Here is a 25134-nt window from a genome sequence, read left to right on the forward strand (position 1 = left end):
AAATTCTATCGAAATTCCCTATTACATAAAAAAACAACAGCTGTCTTTTATAAATAATGCAGACATAAAATGTCATTTGCACTCCTTATAATAAACATACTGTTGTCCTATAAATATTAATAACCCTGCAAAACCATCCTGATTATATTATTAATTACAACTTATAATAATCAACTGCTAGTCTTGCAATACATTGTAATCTGCTTAATCTCTTACAATCCATTTAGTTATCTACTGAACTCTTTAAATCCTCTGCAAGAAGATATATGTTATGTAATATATTCTTACAGTTCTTCATACTTTCAACTGTTGTGTCAGATACTTTTAGGCCTTCAGTTGAAGCAGCTGCTACCTCTTCTCCTGTTGCTGATAAATGTGAAATATTATCAGAAATAACAGAAGTTGAATCCAGTATCTTGTTAATGCTCTGCTCTGCAGAATGTATATTGTTCATAAGATTATCAACTGTTTTTCCTACGTCCTCAAAAGTCACTCTTGTATTATCAATAAGTTCATTCTGCTTATTAACTGACTCAACTGACGCTTTTATGCTCTCATTAGCTTTCTTCGTATCTTCATAAAGATTATTGATTATATCTGTTATGCTTGAAGATGCATTCTTAGTCTGTTCTGAGAGCTGTCTTATCTCTTCGGCTACTACTGCGAAACCCTTTCCGGCTTCTCCTGCTCTTGCTGCTTCTATTGAAGCATTTAATGCAAGAAGGTTAGTCTGGCTTGAAATCTCTACGATAGAACCAATAAATCCCTGTACATCATCAACCTTTTCTGTAAGACTGTTAATCACATCTACGATTATATTGCTTGCATCATGTACATTCTGTGCCTGTTCCTTAAGTTCAACTACTATAGCCTTACTATCATTAACAGTCTCATCTGTTCTGTGTGAGGCCTCAACCATCTCGCTTATCTCTTTTTCAGCAATATCAGTGTTTTCTTGAATCTCTGCACACATAGTGGCCTGTCTTTGTATGGCTTCTGCTGTGCTTTCTGTGCTTTCTGCTATATCTTTCATTGAATTGTGGTTTATATCTATGCTCTTTTCTAACTCATCAAGCATATCCATAGCCTGTCCGAAATGTCTGGTTATATTATCAGCTACAACAACCATCTTCTCGTTATTCTCTTTCTGTATAACTGCTGCTGCCTCTATCTTATTCATATTCTCTGCAAAAAACTGCTTAAGCAGCTTTGTTACACTAAGAGATATACATGTAACAATAACCAATACTAATATAGCAAGAACCCTGCTTGCCATAGCCACTCCATTATACATATTATAATCCATAATAAGTCTTATGACATTACCAGCTATCGCAACGCCATCAGCCCACAATATTAGTTTTTCATTAAGATATACCATCGAAGCCATAATCAAAGGAAGTACATATGTCCATACACCATCAGTTGAATTAAGCAGTATAAGAACAACATATCCAAATGCCATTGATACCGCAATCGTTAATTCACACACTCTGGTCTTCTTCCTTAAAATATAAGCAGCTACTGATACAATAATTACAGCAAGTGCCACAACAAACTGTATTAAAATCTTTCCTTTGTTATGTCCGTCACCCACTCCTAATGCTGCCATCAGGGTCAGCGCAATATAACCAAATACTATGAGAACTGTAAATAAAACAGTCCTGTTTGCCCTTATATACTGATTCTCTGTCATAATTTTTCTCCAGTCTTTTGTTATAGTTTTGCAAAGATTTATAAAAAAAGTATATACCCATGATTATTCAAATGCAATATTTTTGCTAAAAAAAAGCTGATAAAGCCATTATTTTCATCCAGATTTCACAAAGTATTGTCTAAAAATATAGTTAAAAAAAGCATTTGAAAATATCCATTAAATACTTTCAAATGCTCTTAAAATATTATTCCTGTTCTGACTCTGTAATTCTGATAGATAAGTCTTCAAGCTGTTTTGCATCTACTACATCTGGTGCATTAGTAAGAAGGCAGGAAGCATCCTTTACCTTAGGAAATGCAATAACATCTCTTATTGAATCTCTCTTAGCCATAAGCATAACAAGTCTGTCAAGACCATATGCAAGACCAGCGTGTGGTGGTACTCCGTACTTGAACGCATCAAGTAAGAAACCAAACTTCTCATTAGCAACTTCATCTGTAAGACCAAGTGCCTTAAACATTCTTGACTGTACATCAGCCTGATGGATTCTTACTGAACCACCACCTATCTCTGTACCGTTAAGTACAATATCATAAGCCTTGGCACGTACTGAACCTGGGTCTGACTCAAGCTTATCAAGATCCTCATCCATAGGCATAGTAAATGGATGATGCATAGCTACGAATCTCTCTTCTTCATCTGACCACTCAAACTGTGGGAATTCTGTTACCCAGAGGAACTTATAATCATTCTTATCAAGAAGTCCCATCTGTCCAGCAAGTTCAACTCTTAATGCTCCAAGTACATTCCATACAATCTTATTGCGGTCAGCAGCAAATAAAAGAAGGTCACCCGGCTTACCTTCCATAGCCTCAACAAGTGCGTTCATCTCATCCTCAGTCATAAACTTAGAGAATGAAGACTTAAGTGAACCATCTTCGTGAATAGCTATATAAGCAAGACCCTTTGCACCATATCCCTTTGCAAAGTCGACAAGTGCATCAATCTTCTTACGAGGCATACTTCCCTGTCCATTGGCATTAATACCTCTTACAGTTCCACCATTCTCGATAGCCCCTGTAAATACGCCGAAACCACAGTTCTTTACTATGTCTGTAACATTCTTAAGTTCCATACCAAATCTTAAATCTGGCTTATCAGAACCAAATCTATCCATAGCTTCCTGCCATGTCATACGCTGGATTGGAAGCTGTACATCAATATCTAATACCTCTTTGAAAAGATATGCTAAAAGTCTTTCATTAACATCAATTACATCATCAACGTCAACAAATGACAATTCCATATCTATCTGAGTGAATTCCGGCTGTCTGTCAGCTCTTAAATCTTCATCTCTGAAACATCTTGCAATCTGCATATATCTGTCATATCCAGAGCACATAAGCATCTGCTTAAAGAGCTGTGGTGACTGTGGAAGTGCATAGAATTTTCCTGGATGAACCCTGCTTGGCACAAGATAATCTCTTGCTCCTTCCGGAGTTGACTTAGTAAGCATAGGTGTCTCTATTTCAAGGAAACCTTCATTAGCAAGAAATGCTCTTGTAAGAGTGGCAACCTTGCTTCTCATAATGATATTAGACTGAATATCAGGACGTCTAAGATCAAGGCATCTATATTTAAGTCTTATATCTTCTTTAGTATTAATATTATCCTCAATTGGAAATGGAGGTGTCTCTGACTCAGAAAGTATTCTTAATGATTCAGCCGCAATCTCAATATCACCGGTCTTAAGATTGTCATTAACTGCTCCACTTCTCTTAATAACCTTACCTACTACAGCTATTACGAATTCATTTCTTAATGTATATGCCTTGTCAAATCCTTCTTTGCCGATAATATTCTCATCAAAAAGAATCTGTAAAAGACCGCTTCTGTCTCTTAAATCCACAAATATAAGTGAACCAAGATTACGTCTTTTAGCAACCCAGCCCATAACTGTAACTGTACTGCCAATATCTGCACTTGAAACTTCTGTGCATCTGTGTGTTCTCTTTAAGCCAACCATTGACTCTGCCATAGTTAATTACCTCATTCTTCTTAGCTGTATTAACAGCCTGTTTTATTTGCCCTAAGGCATAATTAGGTTACTCCTAATCCTGACTGATTTTTAGTATATCACTTATATCCAAATCATCAATATCTAATCTGCTATTATTAATCAATTCTATAGTCGAATCTTCGTGAATAAGCCTCTGGAATAAAAGGAATACTCTGATATCCATATTCTTAATCTCATCTATCATAATTGTAACAGCAGTGTCTATATCAAATGCTTTCCTATATGGTCTGTCTGATATAAGTGCCGCAAATTCATCTGCAACCTTTAATATTCTTGCTCCTAATGGTATCTGCTCACCAACAAGCCCATTAGGATATCCGCTTCCATCAAAACATTCATGATGTGAAAGAACGACATCCATTATATTATCTGAATAATCGTATTTTTTCAATAGATCATGGCTTATCTTTGAGTGCATACTCATATACTGCTTCTCATCTTCCGGAAGTGCCTCATCGGTTCTTCCATACAGATATTCTGAAAGCTTTAACTTTCCAACATCGTGAACCATCGCAGCAATCTTTAATTCGTATGCCTCATCTTTAGACAAACCACACATCTGTGCAAGCTCATATGTCAGATTGGCAACAAGCACTCCGTGCTTAATTCCACTTTTAAAATCATTAATCATATAATCAATGAGTTCATTATTGTTATTCTTCATAATTCTACCATATCAATATACTTAATGCTGAATCAATTCCATTCAGACAATATTATATTATATTTTTATGTGAAAGAAATGTCAATGTCCTTATCGGCTATATTTAAAGAGAAACCTTGTATACACGTTTATTTAAGCTTTACAAAATGTTCTTTAGCAAATTCCATATCCTGAACCGCCTCAAGAGTTCCAACATAATTTCCCTGCTTGTCCCTTACTGCAATATATTTAACAAGCATAGTCCTTCCTTGTTTATCCATCCAGACAGGTACTTCATCAAGTGTTCCTATCCTGAATTCTTCTATAATTCTTCTGACCTTTGCCTCAATCTTTGGTGGGTGGCACGAGAATACCTCCCTGTCAATTGCCATAACAGGTCTTTTAAATACCTTTGACCCTTCATTAAAATATCTGTTGATATTATCTTCATCAACAAATGTTATCTCCATTGGTATTGCATTAAGCAGTGCCTCAAGCTGCGAAAGTGTCATATGTCCGCCTGCCATATATAACTCATTCTGAACATCTTCTTTCTTATCAGATTGTTCTGACACTTCAGGTTTATACACATTTTCTACTTCTTCTGCTTTCTCCCATCTGTCTGATACTGTATCAAGGCACACGGCATAATCTTTGGAATCGTGATATATTCCAATCCACTCAGCTTCCGTAAAATTAGCGGCACAGTTAGGATACAATATATTATCTTCCTTATATATCATCTCCTCTGCCCTCTTTATAACATTTTCTATTCTTTCAATTAATTTACCGTCCAGACTTTTACCATTATTGTTATCCGCACTGTTATTATTGTCTGCTTTGCTACTGTTATTACCGTCCACGTAATTTAACTGCTTTGCTATGTCTGACAGCTCATCTCTTATCTCATCATCAACTGTCCACATAACCGCCGAAGGTCCGCTGATTTTATATCGTACATTAAGCACCGGATATAACAAATCCCCTTTCTTGGCATAATGAATTGATAACTCCCTGAGCTTATATATCTTCTCTTTCAGTGCCTTTATATCAATATGTCCGCTTGTAATATTTTCTTTAATATCATCAATAACCTGCTGGATTGCCTTATTTTCTTTCACAAAAGTATTTAATGGGTGGCCGCTTATCATAGCCAGTTTATTAAAAATGCTTTCTCTGTCTTTACGCATATCTGCAATGGCACTCTTAGTCATACCTTTCATTGTGTCATCATAGTACTTTTTCATCTCTGATATTTCATTTTCCGCCTTGGCTATTCTTTCTTCCTTAGTCGCACCGTGAAATAATGCTGAGTGAACATCACACAGCTTTGAAACCTCTGATATAGGTGTTCCCTCTGCTATCAACGCCTGCTCCGCTTCCATAATCTCTATTGGATTGACATCATTGAATTCCTTAACAAAATCTTTCTTAACATTCTCAAGACTTTCACCATCACCAAGTCTTTTAAGATAGCCTTTAATCTGTTCTGTCCTGTTCATATAATTCCTCCATTATTTTTATTATATTTTTCAATCTATCTGCTGGTAATTTATCAGCTTTATATATAAGCTGGCTGTTATGCTTATATGTGCATCATATTATAATCTGCTTTATTATCTTGTAAGCTTACAGTCACTCTTACCTGTATATCTTGTAAGACCACAATTACACTTATCTGTATGTGGATTATTAGTATGTCTGGATTGTAACATCTTCATTCCGCATTAATATGTTGTATTTACAACACTTTCAAGGTTAATATTCATATCTTAATTGTTTTGCTTGTTAATAATCCTGCTTTTATAATATAATACTTAGGACGATTAACGATTGTGGGGTGAATATTTTATGAAATATGATGTAATAATTATAGGTGCTGGTCCGGGCGGAATATTCTCTGCTTATGAGCTTATGAAGAAAGCTCCTGATCTAAAGGTTGCCGTATTTGAAGAAGGTAATACTTTAGAGAAGAGAAAATGTCCAATTGACGGAAAAAATATAAAATCCTGTATCAAATGCCCAACCTGTGCCATTATGAATGGCTTTGGCGGTGCCGGAGCATTTTCTGATGGCAAATACAACATTACTAATGACTTTGGTGGTACTCTTTACGAATATATCGGCAAGGAAGAAGCTATTGGCCTTATGAAATATGTTGATACCATCAATACTTCCCACGGCGGTGAGGATACGCATATGTACTCAACTGCCGGTACTAAATTCAAGACTTTATGTATGCAGAACAAATTAAAGCTTCTTGATGCTTCTGTAAGACATCTTGGAACTGATATTAATTATATTGTCCTTGAAAATATGTACGATGAAATGAAGGAGCATATTGATTTCTACTTTAATACTCCTGTTACTAATATTGAAATAATCGATAATAATTACCGCATATATTACAAAGATACCTATATGGACTGCAACAAATGTATTGTGTCAGTTGGAAGAAGCGGAAGCAAATGGATTGAAAAAGTCTGTCAGGACTTAGATATTCCAACCAAATCAAACCGTGTTGATATCGGCGTAAGAGTTGAGCTTCCTGCTGTTATATTTGCACATCTTACAGATGAATTATACGAAAGTAAGATTGTATACAGGACTGAAAAGTTTGAGGATTTAGTCCGCACCTTCTGTATGAATCCTAACGGTATCGTTGTTAATGAGAATACGAACGGCATTGTAACTGTTAATGGACACAGCTATGAAGGCAGTGATAAACAGACTGAAAATACTAACTTTGCCCTGCTTGTTGCAAAGCACTTTTCTGAACCTTTCAAGGACAGCAACGGATATGGTGAAAGTATTGCACGTCTTTCTAATATGCTTGGCGGCGGTGTAATTGTCCAAAGATTCGGTGACCTTATACGAGGCAGACGAAGCACAGATAAAAGAATCGAAGAAGGACTTGTCAGACCTACTCTTTCTGCTACTCCAGGCGATTTAAGCCTTGTTCTTCCTAAGCGTATACTTGATGGAATAATAGAGATGATTTACGCTCTTGATAAGATTGCTCCGGGTACTGCCAATGACGACACTCTTTTATATGGTGTTGAGGTCAAATTCTACAATATGGAAGTTGAGATTGACAACAACCTTGAAACCAAGTACAAAGGTCTTTACATAATCGGTGACGGAAGCGGCGTTACACATTCATTATCACACGCTTCTGCAAGTGGTGTATATGTTGCAAGACGAATAATTGATGAGGAAGAATAATTCCATATTAAAATAATTCTCAATATTTAATATTAAGAATAGGTCAATATATTTTAATGAATACGCTCTAAACATTTCACAAGTAAAGATTAGAACAATAAACCATTTATATATAATAATACTTAAAGCTGATAAAATCTCCCTATAACTTATATCTTTCCTAAGCCTTTGCTTCCGGATATAAGTTACAGGGAGATTTATTCTTAATAATCTATCTAGTTCGATGATTAAAATCTACCATAATATCTATTAGTATCTATTTTATTAAGTTAATAATCTACTCAAGTCTTATTTAACTTCTACAAGCTCAATCTTAAAGTTAAGTTCTTTTCCTGCCATCTCGTGGTTAGCATCAAATGTTATGTCATTCTCTGTTAAGGCTGTTACCTTAGCTGGAAATGGCTGTCCATATACATTCTGAAGATATACCATATCATCAACCTTAAGTTCTTCTGAACCTGCAAGCTCGCTGATTGGAACTGTGATAATTGCATCTGGGTCTTTCTCTCCATAAGCTTCTTCTGGCATTAAATGTACATCTATTATATCTCCTACATTCATATCAGCTACAGCCTTATCAAAGCCAAGTATCATCATACCTGCACCACAGGTGAATTCAAGAGGTTCTCCTCTGTCATAAGATGAATCGAACTGTGTTCCATCGTTAAATGTTCCTTTGTAGTGTACTCTGCACACCTTGCCTACATTAGCTCCATCAAATAAAGGTGCTCCTCCACCACAACCTGAACAACCGCCACAGCCTGATGTTTCATTACTTCCACAGCCGCAGCTTCCGTCATCTGTGTCACTTCCACAACCACAGCCACAGCCGCAGCTTTCATTTTCTGTATCAGCAGCTCCACAGTTCTGTTCTTCTTCGTGTGAATGATGACTGCAATTAACACCCTCTGATATCAATTCTCCATTAAGGTATGCCTCTAGTGCTTCATCTGCATAGCCTGATACACCTGAATATACTTCTATGCCTGCTTCGCCTAATGCATTGGCAGCACCACCACCGATACCACCACATATAACAGCATTAATATCAAGACCTGCAAGAAGTCCTGCCATAGCTGAATGTCCAGAGCCTTCACTCTCTATAACTTCTTCTTTAACAATGTTCTGTCCATCTGTTTCATAAATCTTAAATTGTCTTGAATGTCCGAAATGCTCAAAAACATTTCCATTCTCGTAAGCAACTGCTATCTTCATATTATCCTCATTTCTATATTTTCTATAATAAGTGTATATCCTGATTTCAGGACACTATATTCTTTTAAATATAATTTAATTCTATCTATCCTAAGGAAATTATTACCAAATAATAATTCCTTTCAAATTGTTATTTCAATAACTATTATTTCTAGAAATTATTTTCCTCAAAGAATTTCTTCTTTCGATCAATCATTTCATCAATTCTTTGAATATAATTACGAACGTCTTTTACATTTTCTATTCTCTCAATTCTGACTGAATGATTATCATCTGCTTCATTATGAAATACTACCTTGCTGGAAGCTCCTGCACCACAGGCAATTATTGTCTGCTTTTCCTCCATAATAAGAATGTTATATATACATTCAAGTCCCTCAACTGAGTAACCGACATTCTCAAAATTACCTGCCATATTCTTCTGACGATACATATAATAAGGCTCCATTGACAGTCTTTTGGCTGTGTCCTCTGTCATTCTTATTATCTCATCTGTATTATTGGTAGATAACTGCTTATATTTATCTCTCCATATATTAAGTGCCGCCGCTCTCTTTATTGCAAGAGAATGTACTGTAAGGCTCTCAGGCTTCATCGCCTCAATCTCTGATAATGTATGAGCCACCTCATCAACATCTTCACCGACAAGTCCAAGAATAATATCCATATTAATATTATTAAAACCTTCTTCCCTTGCCATAGAATACACATTTTTAATCTGCTCTACAGTGTGCTTTCTTCCTATAAGGTCAAGTGTCTGCTGGTTCATCGTCTGCGGATTAATAGATATTCTTCCAACATTATGTGCCTTTAACACCTTTAACTTATCCCTTGTTATGCTGTCTGGACGTCCTGCTTCAACTGTAAATTCATGACAGCCGTCAATATCAAAAAGCTCCTTTAAAGCCGTTATGAGCCTGTCAAGCTGTGCCGCACCAAGTGTTGTTGGTGTTCCACCGCCAAAATACACTGTATCAAGTCTTCTGCCTTTCATCGCCCTTGCTACAAAGGTCATCTCCTTAATAAGTGCATCAAGGTAATCATCCACATAATTCTTATACGCATCAAGTGCATATGATGAAAATGAGCAGTACAAGCATATACTTGGACAAAATGGTATTCCAATATATAAACTGTAACCATTCTTATAATCTATCTTATTAAGAATGTCCATTTCTTTCTTTGCTACATTTATTGCAAGGCTGGCTTTCTTCTCACTTGCCTTATGCTTATCCATAAAATGCTTCTTTATAGTCTGCTCATCTTCGCCATCTTCAAGCATAACATATGCAATCTTGCTTGGGCGCACTCCTGTAAGATAACCCCAGGGCAGTGTCTTTCCTGTCATCTGGCTGAGCCTGTCATATAAATATGACTTGAATTTATCGTGCATTTCGCTCTTGTTAAGTCCTGTCATATCAGGTACTGTTATATCAATCACTTTATCAGCTTCTGTGGCAACTGTATCCTGCTTATATGCCTTTACCTCCATTCTTGGGTAAAATGAACGCACAAGAACTATTGCATCATCATAAAATGTATCGTTATCAATTTTAATATATATCATACTGTTCATCTTTCCTACGCACCTATATATGGGTTATGAACCCTCTCATATCCTATGCTTGTTCCCTCGCCGTGTCCTGTATACACCTTGGTATCATCTGGAAGTACCATTAACTTGTCCTTAATTGAATGCACAATGTCGCTCATACTTCCGCCTGGGAAATCTGTTCTTCCAACTGACTCACAGAAAAGTGTATCACCTGAGAATAACACGCCGATTGACCCAATATAATAGCACGTTCCGCCCTCTGTATGTCCCGGTGTGTGAATTGCCTTAATATCAAATCCTGCAAGCTTAAGTATATCACCGTCATTGTGCCATACATCAGCCTTCACAGACAGGTTCATTCCATAAGCCTCACCAAGATTAATATGAGGTGTACTTAATGTATTCTTCTCCTCTGCTGAAGCATACACCTTAACATTATACTTATCCCTCACTTCATCTGCTGCCATAATATGGTCAAAATGTCCGTGTGTTAAAAGTATTCCCTTTAACATACAGCCAGACTGCTCTATCATCTCGCTTATCTTTCCAGCATTATCCGCAGGGTCTATAAGCACGCACTCCTTAGTGTCTGTATTACAAAGCAGGTAGCAGTTCGTTCCTACCATTCCTAATACTCTTACATCTATTTTATACATTATAATCTCCAATCCCTGTGTCAAAAATGCTGCCGCACGAAGCAATATATAAAATATCTTAACTTCGCACGACAGCAGTTATAAATATCAGCCTGTAGCTCTCTCTATATCTGTCACTCCGTCAATCTTTCTTAAATTGTCAATTAATCTGTTAAGCTCTTCCTTACCAGATACAACAAATCCAAGATTGATTGTTGCAAGCTGTTTCTTATTAACACGGCTGTTCATAAATCTTACATCTATATTGGCTTCCGTAAACAGACGTGAAATATCAACAATAAGTCCTTTTCTATTGCCTGCATATATATTAATCTCTGCACTGTACTTCTCATCTTTATTCTCTGTCTGCTCCCACTCAGCTTCAATAAGCCTTGCTCTTTCATTAGCTGGGAAATTAAGAATATTAACACAATCTGTTCTGTGAATTGATATTCCTCTTCCTCTTGTAACAAATCCAACAATCTCATCACCTGGCACTGGATTACAGCACTTAGAGAAACGGACTGCAACATCATGTATTCCTTTTACAACAATACCGCCTTTGCCCTTCTTCTCCTTTTCTTTTTCCTTGCTCTCACTTGCCACAATGCTGTCAAGTACCTGCTTGTCAGTTATCTCAGCCTTCTTAGTCTTCTGATATTCCTCATTAAGCTTATTGACAATCTGGCCTTCCTTTAATGCACCGTGTCCTACTGCCGCAAGAACAGCATTCCAGTCTTTGTAACCATATTTTCTTAGTGCTTTCTCAACAAATTCAGGCTTATTAATCTCAGAAAGAACAATTCCCTTACTCTTACAGTAATTAGATATAAGTTCCTTGCCCTTTATAATATTGTCTTCTTTAAGCTCCTGCTTAAACCACTGGTTAATCTTGTTACGGGCCTGTGTTGACTTAACCATCGAAAGCCAGTCACGGCTTGGTCCTTTGGAATTCTGTGATGTTATAATCTCAATTCTGTCACCATTCTTAATCTCATAATCAATATTAACAAGCTTGCCATTGACCCTTGCACCAACCATCTTGTTACCTACAGCACTATGTATGCTGTATGCAAAATCTATTGGATTAGAACCTGCTGGAAGTGTCTTAACATCACCTGTAGGAGTGAAACAGTACACTGAATCAGAAAAAAGGTTAAGGTCATTCTTAATTGATGATAAGAATTCCTTGTTATCAGACATATCTCTCTGCCATTCAAGAATCTGTCTTAGCCAGCTAAGCTTAGCTTCCTCACTCTTATCAGACTCTCCTGTCTTGCCTTCTTTATACTTCCAGTGGGCAGCAATACCATATTCAGCAATTCTGTGCATTTCATAAGTTCTTATCTGTACCTCGAATGGCTGTCCGTTAGAAGCAATAAGTGTTGTATGAAGCGACTGGTACATATTAGGCTTAGGCATTGCTATATAATCTTTAAAACGTCCCGGTATTGGCTTATACATTTCGTGAATAACACCAAGTGCCGCATAACAATCCTTGACTGTATCAACCTTTATGCGAACGGCAAATATATCATATATCTGGTCAAGTGTCTTATTCTGGTTAACCATCTTTCTATATATTGAGAAGAAATGCTTAACTCTTCCGTCTATCTCAGCTTCAATTCCAGCATTGCTAATGTGCATACCTACTTCTTTGATAATGCTCTTTATAAATGCCTCCCTGCCCGGTCTGTTAATATCAACCTGCTTTACAAGATCATTATAAGTATCCGGCATAAGATACTTCATTGATAAATCATCAAGTTCTACCTTAATCTTGGATATACCTAACCTATGTGCAATAGGTGCATATATATCCATAGTTTCTCTTGACTTTTCTACCTGCTTGGCTGGTGACTGATACTGCATTGTACGCATATTATGAAGCCTGTCGGCAAGCTTTATCATAATAACTCGTATATCCTTTGCCATTGCAAGGAACATTTTTCTTAAGTTCTCAGCCTGAACCTCAATCTTATCGTGCTGGTAATTAAGCTGTGTGAGCTTTGTTACACCATCTACCAAAAGTGCTACTTCATCACCAAATTCCCTAGCAACATCTTCACTTGTCATAACCGTGTCTTCCACAACATCGTGCAAAAGACCTGCAATAATAGATTCCTTATCAAGTTCAAGCTCTGCTAATATAATGGCAACACACAGTGGGTGAATAATATATGGCTCTCCAGACTTTCTAAACTGTCCTTCGTGTGCCTCCTTAGCCACTTTATATGCTCTCTCTATATCAGATAAATCTGATGAAGGATGATACTGCCTGATTGTTTCTATAAGCTTATTATAAAGCACTTCAGGACTTGTAAAATCTGCTGGAGTATCAACCGACTTGTCCACCTGACTTGTCTTGATATTGGTATTGCCTGCTAATTCTATATTATTCTCTGGCATATAATCTCTCCCTACACTTCTGAATATAGTTTTTCCATAAATTCTCTTGTTGCTACTGCATTTTCTGGTACAGTATTCTCAAGTGTACAATGAACATATGGCTTATGTTCCTTAATCTTCTTAAGAAGAAGCGGATAATTAAGTCCGCCTGTTCCCGCCGCTATTGATTTAAGCTCATCACCTTCAACTACATAATCTTTGCAGTGGACAACTGCTATATCCTTTAATAATAAATCAAATGCCTGATTAATTATCTCATCCTGCTTATCTATATTACCCACATATAAAAGGTTGACTGGATCAAATATAATCTGAAGATTAGGTGAGTCTATCGCATCAAGAACCTTTCTTGCTCTCTCAACTGTATTAACAATATGCTTCCATACCGGTTCAATCGCAACTATAACGCCGAACTGCTCTGCATATTTAACTATTGGTCTTAAATTATCTATAAAGCACTGTAAAGCTTCCTCTGAATGGTTAGCTGGCTCATACTTGTACTCCTCATTGACAGCACCTGTCTCTGTACCAACTACGCCACAGCCAAGTATACTTGCAAATCTTATATGTGCCTTATATTTCTCAACTATCTCCTTGTGCTTCTCCTCATTAGGATTGCAAAGGTTAAGGTAACAGCCAAGTACTGCTATATCAACCTTATTCTCTGCACATAATTCTTTAATATACATTGCAAGACCTGGTGTCATAGTCTCTACTCCAGGCTTGAACTCCTTAATAGACTTGCTTAATGCTATGTGCATACAATGAAATCCCTGATTATGTATATTAGGAATAAGTTCATTAAGTGGTGCATATGCCACATCGTGTGCTCTTATACCGATTCTCATAATTAACCTCCTTAGGCTGTTACTCTGTGTTATGATTATTTAACCCAAACAGCCATATCAGTATATTCTTTCTGATATGGCTGTCTGTTTCCGGTGTGCTGTGCGACCCAGTAAAATGACATCTTTCATTACTGAAATGCCATCTTATGCCTCTTACACATACATCATAATATTTATTTTAACACATTATTGTCAGAATGTCATATTATTTTCACTAATTGCATTATAATAAGTTGCAAGTGGTATGAAACTCTGTGCAAATCCTTTTCCTGAATTGCCCTGACATATTACCGAATCATCTATAATAGTCTTGACTCCTACTGCTCCCTTAGGCACTTCATTCACAGCACTCCTGAACGTATTAATTCCATATTCAAGATACTGTTTATTACCTGTAAGCTCATAGGCTATTGCAAGTGCTTCAAGAAGCAGGGTATTATTGCCATTTCTTGCAAGACTTGGAAGCTCCTTATAATAGAACAAACCATTATCCATATAACAGTTCTCTGTCAGGTCATCAACTGCCCTTAATATCATCTGCCTGATATCTTCTCTTGGGAATATTCTGTAATATCTCATAACGCTTCCTACCGCTATTGATATCATAAAGCCTACTCTTATGGCTGTATTATCTGTGTAAGGTGATAACCAGTCGCCATATTCTTCTTCCCACTTCTTAAAATTATCAATTATCCAGTCACATTTTACTAGCCATTTATTATCATTAGTCTCTACATAAAGGGCTGTAAGTGTTCTTAGTGCCCATCCGGTTTCCCTTGCATTGGCTTCACCCGGCACCTGATACATAGGCGTTTCAAGAAGTTTTAATACATTTTCTCCTATTCCAATGGCTGTATCATAGCCTCTCTTATCACCTGTAAAATGGTAATAATCAAGCAGACCCTCGACCCACTCGTGAGAGCATACCATAACACCATTCTTACAATGTCCTGCCGTGTGCTCCCACTGTCCGCCAATTCTAAGAGGATTACTGCTGTAATGGCACACATCTATATCCATCCAATGCTTTGCTGACACAATCAGATAATCCATAAATCTTCTGACACCGGTTCTTGCATACATAAGTGCACACGCATGTGGATAATCGTATTCATTATTGCTCCAAACAGGCTTTCCACCGCCACGTCCCTGAACAGTGTAGCCCTGATCTACCGTGTCGCCCCAGTTAAGCATACCATAGCACCTTGAATGTCCGTCTGCTTTTGCCATAAGTGATATCTCAAAATCATCATTATACTTTACAGGGAACACATCAATCATAACCCCTGCCCTCTTAAACACTTCCGGTGCTATATATGGTCTGTCTGGCATCTGGTATATAAGACTTCTGTTGTCTATCTCCCACAGCTTCATAGCAGGACTATGAAAATGTATCATAAACTGCTGTTCTTTTGCCATTCCTGACTGCATAGTAATCTCCCCGACATTCTCAGGAACAAGCATAACAGCCACACCTTCCCTGCACGACTTCACTGCCTTAGGATAATTCTGCTGTGCCTGATGAACCGTAACACTAAAGCCATCTTCACCATCAGTATAATCAGCCATAAATGTTCCATAAAATACCTCTGCAAAATGCTCATTAGCCTCTTTCACAAGATATTTATCATCAATTACCTCATTGACCTCCTCGCCATTCTTACCAATTATAAAGCTTGTCTTATAATTAGAAGTTGCAACAACAGTTCTTATATTATTGACATCAGCCTTCTTTTCAATCATATCAAGCTCTGTTGTACCTCTTGTCATAAATACAGGACCATCATTATGCGAATTATCTGTACGGATATCACCACAGCCTGTTGAATCGTTACCTGCTGCAATTTTAAGAGGCTTTAACTGCTCTGTAATTACACTATCTTCTGATTTCTTAATATAAAATACAAGCGACTTTATCTTTAACTCATCATCTGATGTATTAATAATTCTGTATGTAATATTAACCCATGGCTTTCCGGCATAACCAGTGACTTTAATAACTGCCTTAATATTTTTGTTCTCAATATTCCCTACTGCGATATTACTGCACTCAGCTTCTACGCTTGCAGTAACTGGTCCGGCCTCAACAACCTTCCACTCTCCAATCTTAAGCTTATAAGCATTGCCATCTTTATCCTTAAGATATGGACCTTCAAAATTCTTATCTGTATATACTTTCCTGTAATCATTAAGCTGCCTGAATATTGAACTGCTGTTGTTGGCAACCTCATATTCCAGACCGCCGCATTTTATTAAAAAGCCATTATTAACCGGTGTTACGCTGACGGTGCCATCTTGCTTAGCACACTCTGATTGTCCGTCTGCTATAAGATTAGCTAACTCCTGTTTAGTAGTTGTCAATACTGCCTTTGCCGACTTATTAGCTGGTAAATCTGCCATAAAATCGACAAAAAGATACTTTATACTACCATCATCATACTCTGCCGTAACCTTTGGCTGGATAATACATTTTCTCTTATTCTGAACTATGCTTATATTATCTGTATTATATAGTTCCCCTTTAGCAAATGGAACTGCTATGCTAACACATTCATTAATTCTTGGATATCTGTATAACTTGTCAAAAAATATATCAACCATATAAAGCCTCTTTTCTGTTATGCATTTTACATATGTAGTGTCTGCTATACTATTTCTATTACGTTATGCGTTAAATCTTTAACTATTGTTATTATAATATTAATTGCCACTTCTAACCACTGTTATATTTGTCCAATTTATGATATTATACATATTAATTTACATATAAGGCACATAATCAGGAGGAATATTTTGAACTACGCTGAAATTAAATATAACGACATCGCCAATGGTCCTGGAGTACGTACAAGCATTTTTGTAAGCGGATGTACACACCACTGCAAAGGCTGCTTTAATGAAATTGCGTGGGATTTTAACTATGGTACACCTTTTACTAATGCAACCATATCTGATATAATTAATTCAATGAAGCCAGATTATATTGCTGGTCTTACACTGCTTGGCGGCGAACCATTTGAACCAGCCAATCAAAGGGGACTTATTCCGCTTCTAAAGGCTGTAAAGGAAAACTATCCGGCCAAGGATATATGGTGCTTTACCGGTTACCTTTTTGATGAGGATATTATGGATAAAATGTATGACAAATATCCTGAAACCAGAGAAATGCTTTCATATATTGACGTATGCGTAGATGGCAGATTTGTTGAAGAATTAAAAGATATGATGCTTAAATTCAAGGGTTCATCAAACCAGCGCACAATACTTGTACAGCAGTCCTTAAAAGAAGGCACTGTAATTACTGCTGAGGAATATCAATAATCAGTGGAAAATCTATATAAAAAATTTAGGTATTAGTCAGTCACCTGAATATCAATAATATTAAGGAGAATAATCATCAATGAAACAGACAGTTAAATTTAAAAAGCTTACACCAAATGCAATAGTTCCAACTTATGGTACAGAATTCTCTGCCGGTGCGGACCTCTATTCCGGAATGACTGAACCAGTGATAATCAACGCTGGTACTACAGAATTCATCAAGACAGGGATTGCTATGGAAATCCCAGAAGGCCTTGTTGGTCTTGTATACGCACGAAGCGGTATGGCGTGCAAAAAAGGTCTTGCCCCAGCCAATAAGGTCGGCGTTATTGACTCTGATTACCGCGGCGAGCTTATGGTTGCATTACACAACCATTCACAATCCCCTGTAACCGTTGAACCTGGCGACAGAATTGCACAGCTTGTACTCACACCTTATATCACTGCTGAATTCGTTGAGGCTGAGGAATTAAGTGATACAGTGCGAGGTGATGGAGGATTCGGGTCTACTGGGACTAAATAATATTCAGCATATTACTGTCATTATATACAATAGCAGCTTCTACCGAAGCTGCTATTGTATATTTATATTTATCCTTCTTCATAAGCATACAATTGAATATTTCCCCCAGCGGTCAATAAACCGCATTTCCCATTATCCATTTTATATACTTAAACTTCTATTTCCGCTGCCATGCCATTACATATTCCTTTTCTCCAGTAGCTTCATCTAAACCACTATTCTGAACATCAAATCCTTCTCTTTGATAAAAAGATATTGCTCTTGTATTTTTTTGATATACATTCAAAAGCAATTTACTCCGTTTATCTTTTGCATAATTCAACAAAGCTTTACCTATACCATGCGATTGCATTTCGTCAGAAACAAAAATACCCTCAACATATTCATCGTTTAGACCTATAAAGCCCCATATTCCTTGATTATCTTCATAGACATAGACAGTTGTCTGTAATAATAGTTCTTTCACTAATTCAAAATTATTTTTCCAATATTGCACAGATATAAAATAATGTGCCTTTATATTAGTGTCCAACCATATCTTTGCAACTCTATTTACATCTGCTTTTCGTAATTTTCTAATCACAATGGTAGTTCTCCTACAAATTCCTATTGAACAAAATTTTTTTATTTCTCTTGAAGCATCTTAAAATGCTTCAGCACCTCCACAATTGCTCTCTCACTTATCTTGCAGACACTGTGGTTGCCGGAAGTTCCAGACATCCATCCTCCCTTAAGCATACAAATAAGATTTCGGTGTAATCCTCCGGCACATTTTCTGTCATTTTCAAATGGTAATACTCGTAATGCACCCGATTCTTTTCCATTACAGTAGCCCCATTGTAGCGGACACTCCTGCGTACAGTTAAATACAACACATTTGTCGTTCATACTATAAATTCATCCTTTTAAATTAATTTAGGCTATCGGGATTGCGCCTCTTTATCAGTCGGCCATGATCTCCGAAGAGCCACATAGGATATTAAAAAATTGGCAAACCAACCTGCCGGTACAGCAAGCCAGACAAATACAATGCCAAAACGCGGTGCACAAATCAAAGCAACCGACAGGCGGATTGCCAGATTCACCATATTTGCAATAAGGAACGGACGCATGATTCCAAGACCCCGAAGAACCCCATCGGTTGCCATTTTGATTCCCATAAAGATGAAGAAGTAACCGAGCCATCTCATATAACCCCCGGATACCTGATAAGCCAAAGCAGTTCCATCTTTACCAAGGAATAGCGAGGAAATCTGAGTATGCAATGTTTCAATAACTATAAAAGCAAGAACTGCAAAACATACATCTAACACCAGTGCAGCGTGATATCCTTTTTTGATCCGTTCAATTTTCTTTGCACCAAAATTCTGGGAAACATATGGGGAAACCGCATTGCCAATGGATACAAAAATCAATGAAAAAACATTCTCTACCCTCATCGTCGCCGCATACCCCGCAAGTGCCTGTGTACCGAAAGGATTTACAACAGCCTGTACGATCATCATACCGATAGACACTGTAGACTGCTGAAGAACCGAAGGTACAGCAATTTGAAGCATGGAATATAAATCCTGCCTGTCAAACCAATAAAAGCGACTTTTATATCGACGCATCCGGCTGAGGAACAGAAAAAGTGAAAACACTGCAGAAATACCCTGTGCTATAAGAGTCGCAAGGGCTGCACCAAACACACCGAGACCAAGTCCGGCCACCATCCAAATATCCATAAAAATATTTAAGATTGACGAGAATACCAAGAGTCCCAGTGGGATTTTTGATTCACCAATGGAAGTGAACATGTTGGAAAGAATGTTATACATAAACAGAAATGGAAAGCCCACAAAATAGACCCGCAGATATAACACTGCATCATTCAGTATATCGCCAGGGGTTTGTAATATCCTCATCATCGAGTGGGAAAAGCAAAAGCCAAAAACACCAAGAACTATGCTTAGAATTAAAAAGCTAAACAAGGACGTTGACACGATGGTCTTCATTTTTCCATATTCTCTGGCACCGAAATAGCGGCTCACGAGCACACCGGCACCGACACCTGCCCCCAATGCCACACAAATGAAAACATTGGTCAGCGCTGCACAGGCCCCGACAGCTGCAAGTGCAGAGGAGCCAACAAATTGTCCGACGATTATAGAGTCAGCCATATTGTATATTTGCTGAAAAAAACTGCCCAAAATCATTGGCATTGCAAAAACTGTCAACGCTTTAAGAGGCGTATCTGTGATCAAATATTCATCTTTTGACATTATCATATTCCTCCATAGCCTTTATAATTTCACTTATTCTTTCCTTCTCCGGAATTTATTCTATGTAATCAAAATGTAAGTTTTAAATTACGTTGCGAAGCCATTATATGTAGTTACAGCCGCTAAGTCAAGCCAGGGTTCCAAAATCTTTTAACCGCTCATCATCCATATCAAATCCCTTAACTGTATATTCCTCAATTATATGATTTGCCCACTTTCTGAACTGGATAGCTGCTGAAGAACGAACAATGCTAATTTCACGCTTGTTATCTTTCATCTTGTTACCTCAATTTTTAATCGACTAAATTGCTTTATAAAGATTCATATATCTGTCTCTCACATCCGGTATGCTTCTTTAGTAAATTTATCATCGAGATACATATCGGTCAATTTCTTTCTTTTTCTGGTGCCTGCAGTTCAAAAGCAATGTATCCGAAGATTCCACGAAGGTCTATCTCGGCCTGATCTTAAATCTCGATATCATAAATCATAAACTGTAATCCTTGCGGATATCAGCAAAAACAGATTTTGCTGATCTAGTACGACCAGCCTGCATATCCGCATATCCTTTCTCTAGTTCTGCATTCATCTGTGCTTCTGATAATGCACTAATGTCTACAGGACGAGCGGATGGCATTTTCACTTCAAAAATTAAAATTCGCCTCCCGTAAATCTTACTTTTTCTCTCTTTATATGTGCATTCTTTTGCTGAAAAGGATTACAAATTGGCACTTTAAGAGAAGTCATTTATTTTTAAATTACATTTTACGGAAACTCAAGAAATAATAATAAACGCAGGGAAAAGTTCTATTGCTCTTCTCTGCGTTTGTGTACAAAAGTACGGTTTTCTCATACTGGACCATCGGTTTTGCTTTAGCTGTTTTCATCAGACTTTCTATATTTCAGTGGTGAAACTGTATAGGCTTTTTTGAAACTTCTGATAAAATAGCTTACATTCTGATACCCACTCTGCAAGGCTACCTCCGTAACCGGCATATCGGTATCCTGTAACAGCTGTTTTGCATGCTCCAACCGTAAATATGTAATATATTGCGACAGTGTAATATGAAAATGTTCCTTGAAATACCGTGATATATATTTTTCTGAAAGATGAAACTGTTCTCCAAATTCCTTTAGGGATATCTTCCCTGTAAAGTTCTGCTGTATATATGAAACCATCTCTTTTTCCACAATATTTCTGCCATTTGTATCATTTTCTATTACAAGTCCCTTTTCCCACATTTCAAGAATAAATTGTAAAAGAATTACCTTTGTCTTTATCTGTGCAGCTATTTTTGACTCACTTTCATCCATTTTTGCCATATATATATCAATCAGCTGCTCACACAGTTCTTTTGCCGTATCTTTTACTCTTGGACATATCATCAGATGACCGCTGTTTAACGGTTCAAGCAATTTATCGTCTAACATGTCATCTGTGAAAAAAGATATATATTTTAACGGAAATAGAAAAGTAAAATAATCCACAGTGCCGGTTTGTGAGCCCATGAGATGCAGACTTCCCGGCGATACCACAAATGCGTCCCCGGCTTTTCCAATATAACTCTCCCCCGATATACTTACCGTCAGAAAGCCACTTTTTACATATATAATTTCAAGTTCATCATGCCAATGTACGGGTATCTGAAATGACCGACCTTTATTCTTTATGTGATAAGTACTAAATGGGTCGTCCTTTGTACCATGTGGTTTATTTTCCTTTAATTCAAAATACATAGCCGCTCCTACAATTCTACAAGACTCTTACTTTTCCATTTTCCGCTTTTCCATCTAAGCACCATCCCAACAGCTCTTGCACACTCATCACCTGCCATTGCAATATATGCGCCTACTGCCTGAAGTCCCATATGTATTCCAAGAAAATACGTTCCGACAACCGCAAACAGATACATAAATATCGCACCCATTATAACCGGAAAAATTGCATCTCCACTCGTTTTTAATGCCTGACCATACACAAGATTTGTCACCCTTCCAAATTCAAGGAATATATCTACTATCAGTAACTTTACTACAAGATTAATCATCTGTGTATCATCCGTAAATATATGCACGATAAAATGTCCGGATAATGCAAACGCCACAGAAAAGCACGTCGCTGTTATGAGACCATATAGCACCGCTTTTCGTGTACCCCTGTCACATTCTTCAAACTCTTTTGCTCCAATTCTCCAGCCAGTCATAATAGCGTTAGCCTGCGCAAGCGCAGCGCCTACACAATACGAGAAATTTGCAATCTGCATCGCATACGAACGTGCTGTAACATTCATTCCGTCCGCATCCATCTGGTTCATAAAACGTACCACAAATGTCATTGCTACATTATAAAGTGCTGTTTCGAATGCAGACGGAAAACCTATTTTAACAATCTGTGCAAGTATTTTTCGTGGCTGTGCACGCTCAGGACTTTGCTTTGCTTTTATAAGTACAGCTCCCATCGCTGCTACAATAATAAGATTCACAACCTTTGAAATAACTGTTGCAACAGCAACTCCCATTACTCCCCAGTGAAACACAAACAGAAATACTGAATTGAGTATAATATTAATGACATTACCAACAACCGTCCCTATTAAGGAATGTTCTGTATATCCAAACACTCTTAAATAACTGGAAAAAATAGGAATCAGTGCATTTAAAAAACTTGCACCTCCAACAATTTTAAGGTATGTTTCAGCAGGTTCAAGCAAAGCCGGGGCAATACTTACTATTTTGAGTATTCTACCAGAAAAAATGGCAAGAATACCAGACATCATGATACCTGTCAATGCATTAAATATAAGTCCAAGCTGTCTGGCCTGATATGCAATTCCAGGTCTTCCCGCCCCGATATTTTGTGACATAACCGCTACCATACCAGATGATATTACCCCGAACATAATGATAAAAACACCGATATATGTATTTGCTGTTCCGACAGCCCCCACAGCCTGGTCACTTACAGATGATAACATAAGTGTATCGACCATACCTGAAAGCATATAAAATAAAGTTTCTAAGCATATTGGCACGGACAGTTGTGCCAATGTTTTTCTTTCACCTTCCATGTTTTCCTCCCTAAATACTAATATAACATATATTATCAATAATATGATATATTTCCACATATTTCTTGTATAATATCATGCAAAAATTGCACTATTTCTACTTCTATTTACGAATGGAGAAAAACACAGTTCTAATTTGCTGTATTTTCTTTCATTTTCCATATGCTGCACCGTGCCAGTGTTTTACTTCTGCAGCAATGTTGAAAACCTGACGGCTTTTTGTTGTTTATATTTATCACAAGATACCATTAAACTTTGTGATTGTATCACTCTGTTATGAAGTGACTTTTGTCAAGAGTTAATTTCAAGAAAATATTTCTTAACTCCGGTCACATTTGTTTTCCTGACAGCATTGGAAAAGAGCCCTAGTTTAACAGTCCCCGGCAGTTGGCCACTCTGTTATACGTGGATTGGTTACCTACAGGCTAATGGTCCGCCGTTGGGTTCTACGATCTAAAAGCGTGGATCACAGTGTTTCATGTGCGCACATAGAGTGAACGCAGATAACCCAGACCTTACAGTGACCACAGCTCTTTTCTAATACTGTCAGATTGTTTCATTGTTACATTGTGGCAGAAAAAGCTGCACATTGCTTCTTTTTCTGCTTGACTGCCCTTTTATCATAGACAGCTGATTGTCAAGGGCTTAGCCGCCACAGCGGTGCCTGCACCCTTGACTGGCAGATGACTATGATACATCTCTACGCTGCTTTCATTTCGATATTATCTGTCATCATGCCCCATACAAAACATGCCAGTTCTCTTGCTATTGCAGCCACTGCCACATTTCTTTTCTTTCCATGTCGTATGAATTTATAGTATCTGCTCCGCAATCTCGTATTCGCCTTATCAGCATACGCAATTACCTCTGCTGTATTACCATTCTGCCTTGCTCTTAATTCTTTTGATTTGTGCCCCACAGCACCCTTGCAGATTCCGCCAGATGCCTCTATCAGAAGCTATCCCAAATGACTGTTTCCTGCTTTGGTTATTCCAAGGCGGTGTATGCTGTCTGAGCTTGAGTTTTCTCCAGGAGCAAGTCCAAGATACGATGCATACTGGTTCCCTTTTGCAAATCTTTCAAAATCTCCGTTTTCAACAATCAATGACAATGCTGTATGCGTCTTGATTCCAAGAAAACATTTCAGTTTTTTGACTTTGTCGTAATACTTTGTCTGCTCCGCGATTTCCTCGATCCGCTTATCATATCTCTCAATCTTGGCTTCCTGTTCTTCGTATGATGCCATGTATTCGTCAAGTGTTTCTCGATATAGTTCATTTGTGATTTCTAGTTTCTTCAGCCAATTCAGATGTGCCAGAGTCCATTTTGTCCCATCATAGCAAAATCCATGTCTGATGCAGAATGCGTTGATCTGCTGCTTGATTTTCTTTAAGGCAAGTTTATGATCATTTCTCATGCGAAGATATTCTTTTACCGAATCATCAGCCTCAGTCGGAATATAAACAGCATGATAACCACCGTATGACAAACACTGGGCAATCATATATGCATCACGCATATCTGTCTTAATTCTCACACCTTGCGGTGTAAGCATAGTAGTTGGTGCAAGTATCACACATTTGACTCCCGCGGCTGTCAGTTGATTATAGAGCGAGTAGCCCAGACATCCTGCCTCGTATCCACACTGGATATCGTATTCATCGTTTAATCCAAGTTTCATTCTCAAATTT

General features: G+C 37.5%; 20 protein-coding genes and 1 pseudogene. 3 read left to right on the forward strand and 18 right to left on the reverse strand.

What is annotated here, in order from left to right:
- Positions 1-223 precede the first annotated feature (223 nt).
- The 4 genes from WMO42_RS06355 to WMO42_RS06370 all read right to left on the reverse strand — a co-directional run bounded on the left by WMO42_RS06355 (position 224) and on the right by WMO42_RS06370 (position 5882).
- A complete protein-coding gene (locus WMO42_RS06355) occupies positions 224-1696 on the reverse strand; it encodes a methyl-accepting chemotaxis protein (protein WP_116443866.1) in 1473 nt (490 codons plus the stop codon).
- Positions 1697-1901: 205 nt separating this feature from the next.
- On the reverse strand, positions 1902-3695 hold the full coding sequence (gene aspS, locus WMO42_RS06360; protein ID WP_055176069.1) for an aspartate--tRNA ligase: 1794 nt from the start codon (positions 3693-3695) through the stop codon (positions 1902-1904).
- Between the two features lie 73 nt (positions 3696-3768).
- Entirely contained in the window at positions 3769-4401 is a 633-nt protein-coding gene (locus WMO42_RS06365) for an HD domain-containing phosphohydrolase (RefSeq protein ID WP_055176072.1), read from the reverse strand.
- 128 nt (positions 4402-4529) lie between these two features.
- Positions 4530-5882 (reverse strand): DUF438 domain-containing protein, encoded by a 1353-nt coding sequence (locus tag WMO42_RS06370; RefSeq protein WP_349191808.1) that lies wholly within the window; start codon positions 5880-5882, stop codon positions 4530-4532.
- 349 nt (positions 5883-6231) lie between these two features.
- Here WMO42_RS06370 and WMO42_RS06375 point away from each other — a divergent pair, with 349 nt between their 5' ends.
- Positions 6232-7605, forward strand: a complete 1374-nt coding sequence (locus WMO42_RS06375) for an FAD-dependent protein (protein ID WP_349191809.1) — start codon at positions 6232-6234, stop codon at positions 7603-7605.
- 288 nt (positions 7606-7893) lie between these two features.
- On the opposite strand, the gene WMO42_RS06380 is transcribed toward WMO42_RS06375, so the two are convergent.
- From WMO42_RS06380 to WMO42_RS06405, 6 genes are all read right to left on the reverse strand, one after another.
- Positions 7894-8820 carry a NifB/NifX family molybdenum-iron cluster-binding protein gene (locus tag WMO42_RS06380; protein ID WP_349191810.1) on the reverse strand — a complete coding sequence of 309 codons (927 nt, stop codon included), beginning with the start codon at positions 8818-8820 and terminating at the stop codon, positions 7894-7896.
- 151 nt (positions 8821-8971) lie between these two features.
- The gene (gene hemZ / locus WMO42_RS06385) at positions 8972-10387 is read right to left on the reverse strand and encodes a coproporphyrinogen dehydrogenase HemZ (protein ID WP_116443868.1); all 1416 of its coding nucleotides are present in this window, start codon (positions 10385-10387) and stop codon (positions 8972-8974) included.
- Between the two features lie 14 nt (positions 10388-10401).
- Positions 10402-11031 carry an MBL fold metallo-hydrolase gene (locus WMO42_RS06390; protein WP_055306710.1) on the reverse strand — a complete coding sequence of 210 codons (630 nt, stop codon included), beginning with the start codon at positions 11029-11031 and terminating at the stop codon, positions 10402-10404.
- An 87-nt stretch (positions 11032-11118) separates the two neighbouring features.
- Positions 11119-13419: a bifunctional (p)ppGpp synthetase/guanosine-3',5'-bis(diphosphate) 3'-pyrophosphohydrolase gene (locus tag WMO42_RS06395; protein WP_055306711.1), complete on the reverse strand. Its 2301-nt coding sequence runs from the start codon at positions 13417-13419 to the stop codon at positions 11119-11121.
- Between the two features lie 11 nt (positions 13420-13430).
- A complete protein-coding gene (locus tag WMO42_RS06400) occupies positions 13431-14267 on the reverse strand; it encodes a sugar phosphate isomerase/epimerase family protein (protein ID WP_055176085.1) in 837 nt (278 codons plus the stop codon).
- Between the two features lie 192 nt (positions 14268-14459).
- Positions 14460-16868, reverse strand: coding sequence for a hypothetical protein (locus tag WMO42_RS06405; RefSeq protein WP_349191811.1), 2409 nt, complete (start codon positions 16866-16868; stop codon positions 14460-14462).
- A 192-nt stretch (positions 16869-17060) separates the two neighbouring features.
- Between WMO42_RS06405 and nrdG the strand changes: the two genes are divergently transcribed.
- Positions 17061-17588 (forward strand): anaerobic ribonucleoside-triphosphate reductase activating protein, encoded by a 528-nt coding sequence (gene nrdG / locus WMO42_RS06410; protein WP_349191812.1) that lies wholly within the window; start codon positions 17061-17063, stop codon positions 17586-17588.
- Positions 17589-17667: 79 nt separating this feature from the next.
- On the forward strand, positions 17668-18111 hold the full coding sequence (gene dut / locus WMO42_RS06415; RefSeq protein ID WP_022502263.1) for a dUTP diphosphatase: 444 nt from the start codon (positions 17668-17670) through the stop codon (positions 18109-18111).
- 157 nt (positions 18112-18268) lie between these two features.
- Here the strand turns inward: dut and WMO42_RS06420 are convergent, their stop codons facing one another.
- The 8 genes and pseudogenes from WMO42_RS06420 to WMO42_RS06455 all read right to left on the reverse strand — a co-directional run bounded on the left by WMO42_RS06420 (position 18269) and on the right by WMO42_RS06455 (position 25124).
- Positions 18269-18694 (reverse strand): N-acetyltransferase, encoded by a 426-nt coding sequence (locus tag WMO42_RS06420; RefSeq protein WP_055306715.1) that lies wholly within the window; start codon positions 18692-18694, stop codon positions 18269-18271.
- A gap of 41 nt (positions 18695-18735) precedes the next feature.
- Positions 18736-18999, reverse strand: coding sequence for a hypothetical protein (locus WMO42_RS06425; RefSeq protein ID WP_172678521.1), 264 nt, complete (start codon positions 18997-18999; stop codon positions 18736-18738).
- A gap of 32 nt (positions 19000-19031) precedes the next feature.
- Positions 19032-20375 (reverse strand): MATE family efflux transporter, encoded by a 1344-nt coding sequence (locus tag WMO42_RS06430; RefSeq protein ID WP_055306716.1) that lies wholly within the window; start codon positions 20373-20375, stop codon positions 19032-19034.
- Positions 20376-20511: 136 nt separating this feature from the next.
- A pseudogene (rhuM, locus tag WMO42_RS06435) lies at positions 20512-20622 on the reverse strand (RhuM family protein); the annotation flags it as partial.
- Between the two features lie 626 nt (positions 20623-21248).
- A complete protein-coding gene (locus WMO42_RS06440) occupies positions 21249-22112 on the reverse strand; it encodes an AraC family transcriptional regulator (RefSeq protein WP_349191813.1) in 864 nt (287 codons plus the stop codon).
- Between the two features lie 8 nt (positions 22113-22120).
- Entirely contained in the window at positions 22121-23443 is a 1323-nt protein-coding gene (locus tag WMO42_RS06445; protein ID WP_349153579.1) for an MATE family efflux transporter, read from the reverse strand.
- Positions 23444-24143: 700 nt separating this feature from the next.
- Positions 24144-24362, reverse strand: a complete 219-nt coding sequence (locus tag WMO42_RS06450; protein ID WP_349153578.1) for a hypothetical protein — start codon at positions 24360-24362, stop codon at positions 24144-24146.
- Between the two features lie 39 nt (positions 24363-24401).
- Positions 24402-25124: a transposase gene (locus WMO42_RS06455; protein ID WP_349153577.1), complete on the reverse strand. Its 723-nt coding sequence runs from the start codon at positions 25122-25124 to the stop codon at positions 24402-24404.
- Positions 25125-25134 lie beyond the last annotated feature (10 nt).

Source organism: Lachnospira sp. CLA-JM-H23, from assembly GCF_040096425.1.
Classification (GTDB): Bacteria; Bacillota; Clostridia; order Lachnospirales; family Lachnospiraceae; genus Lachnospira; species Lachnospira rogosae.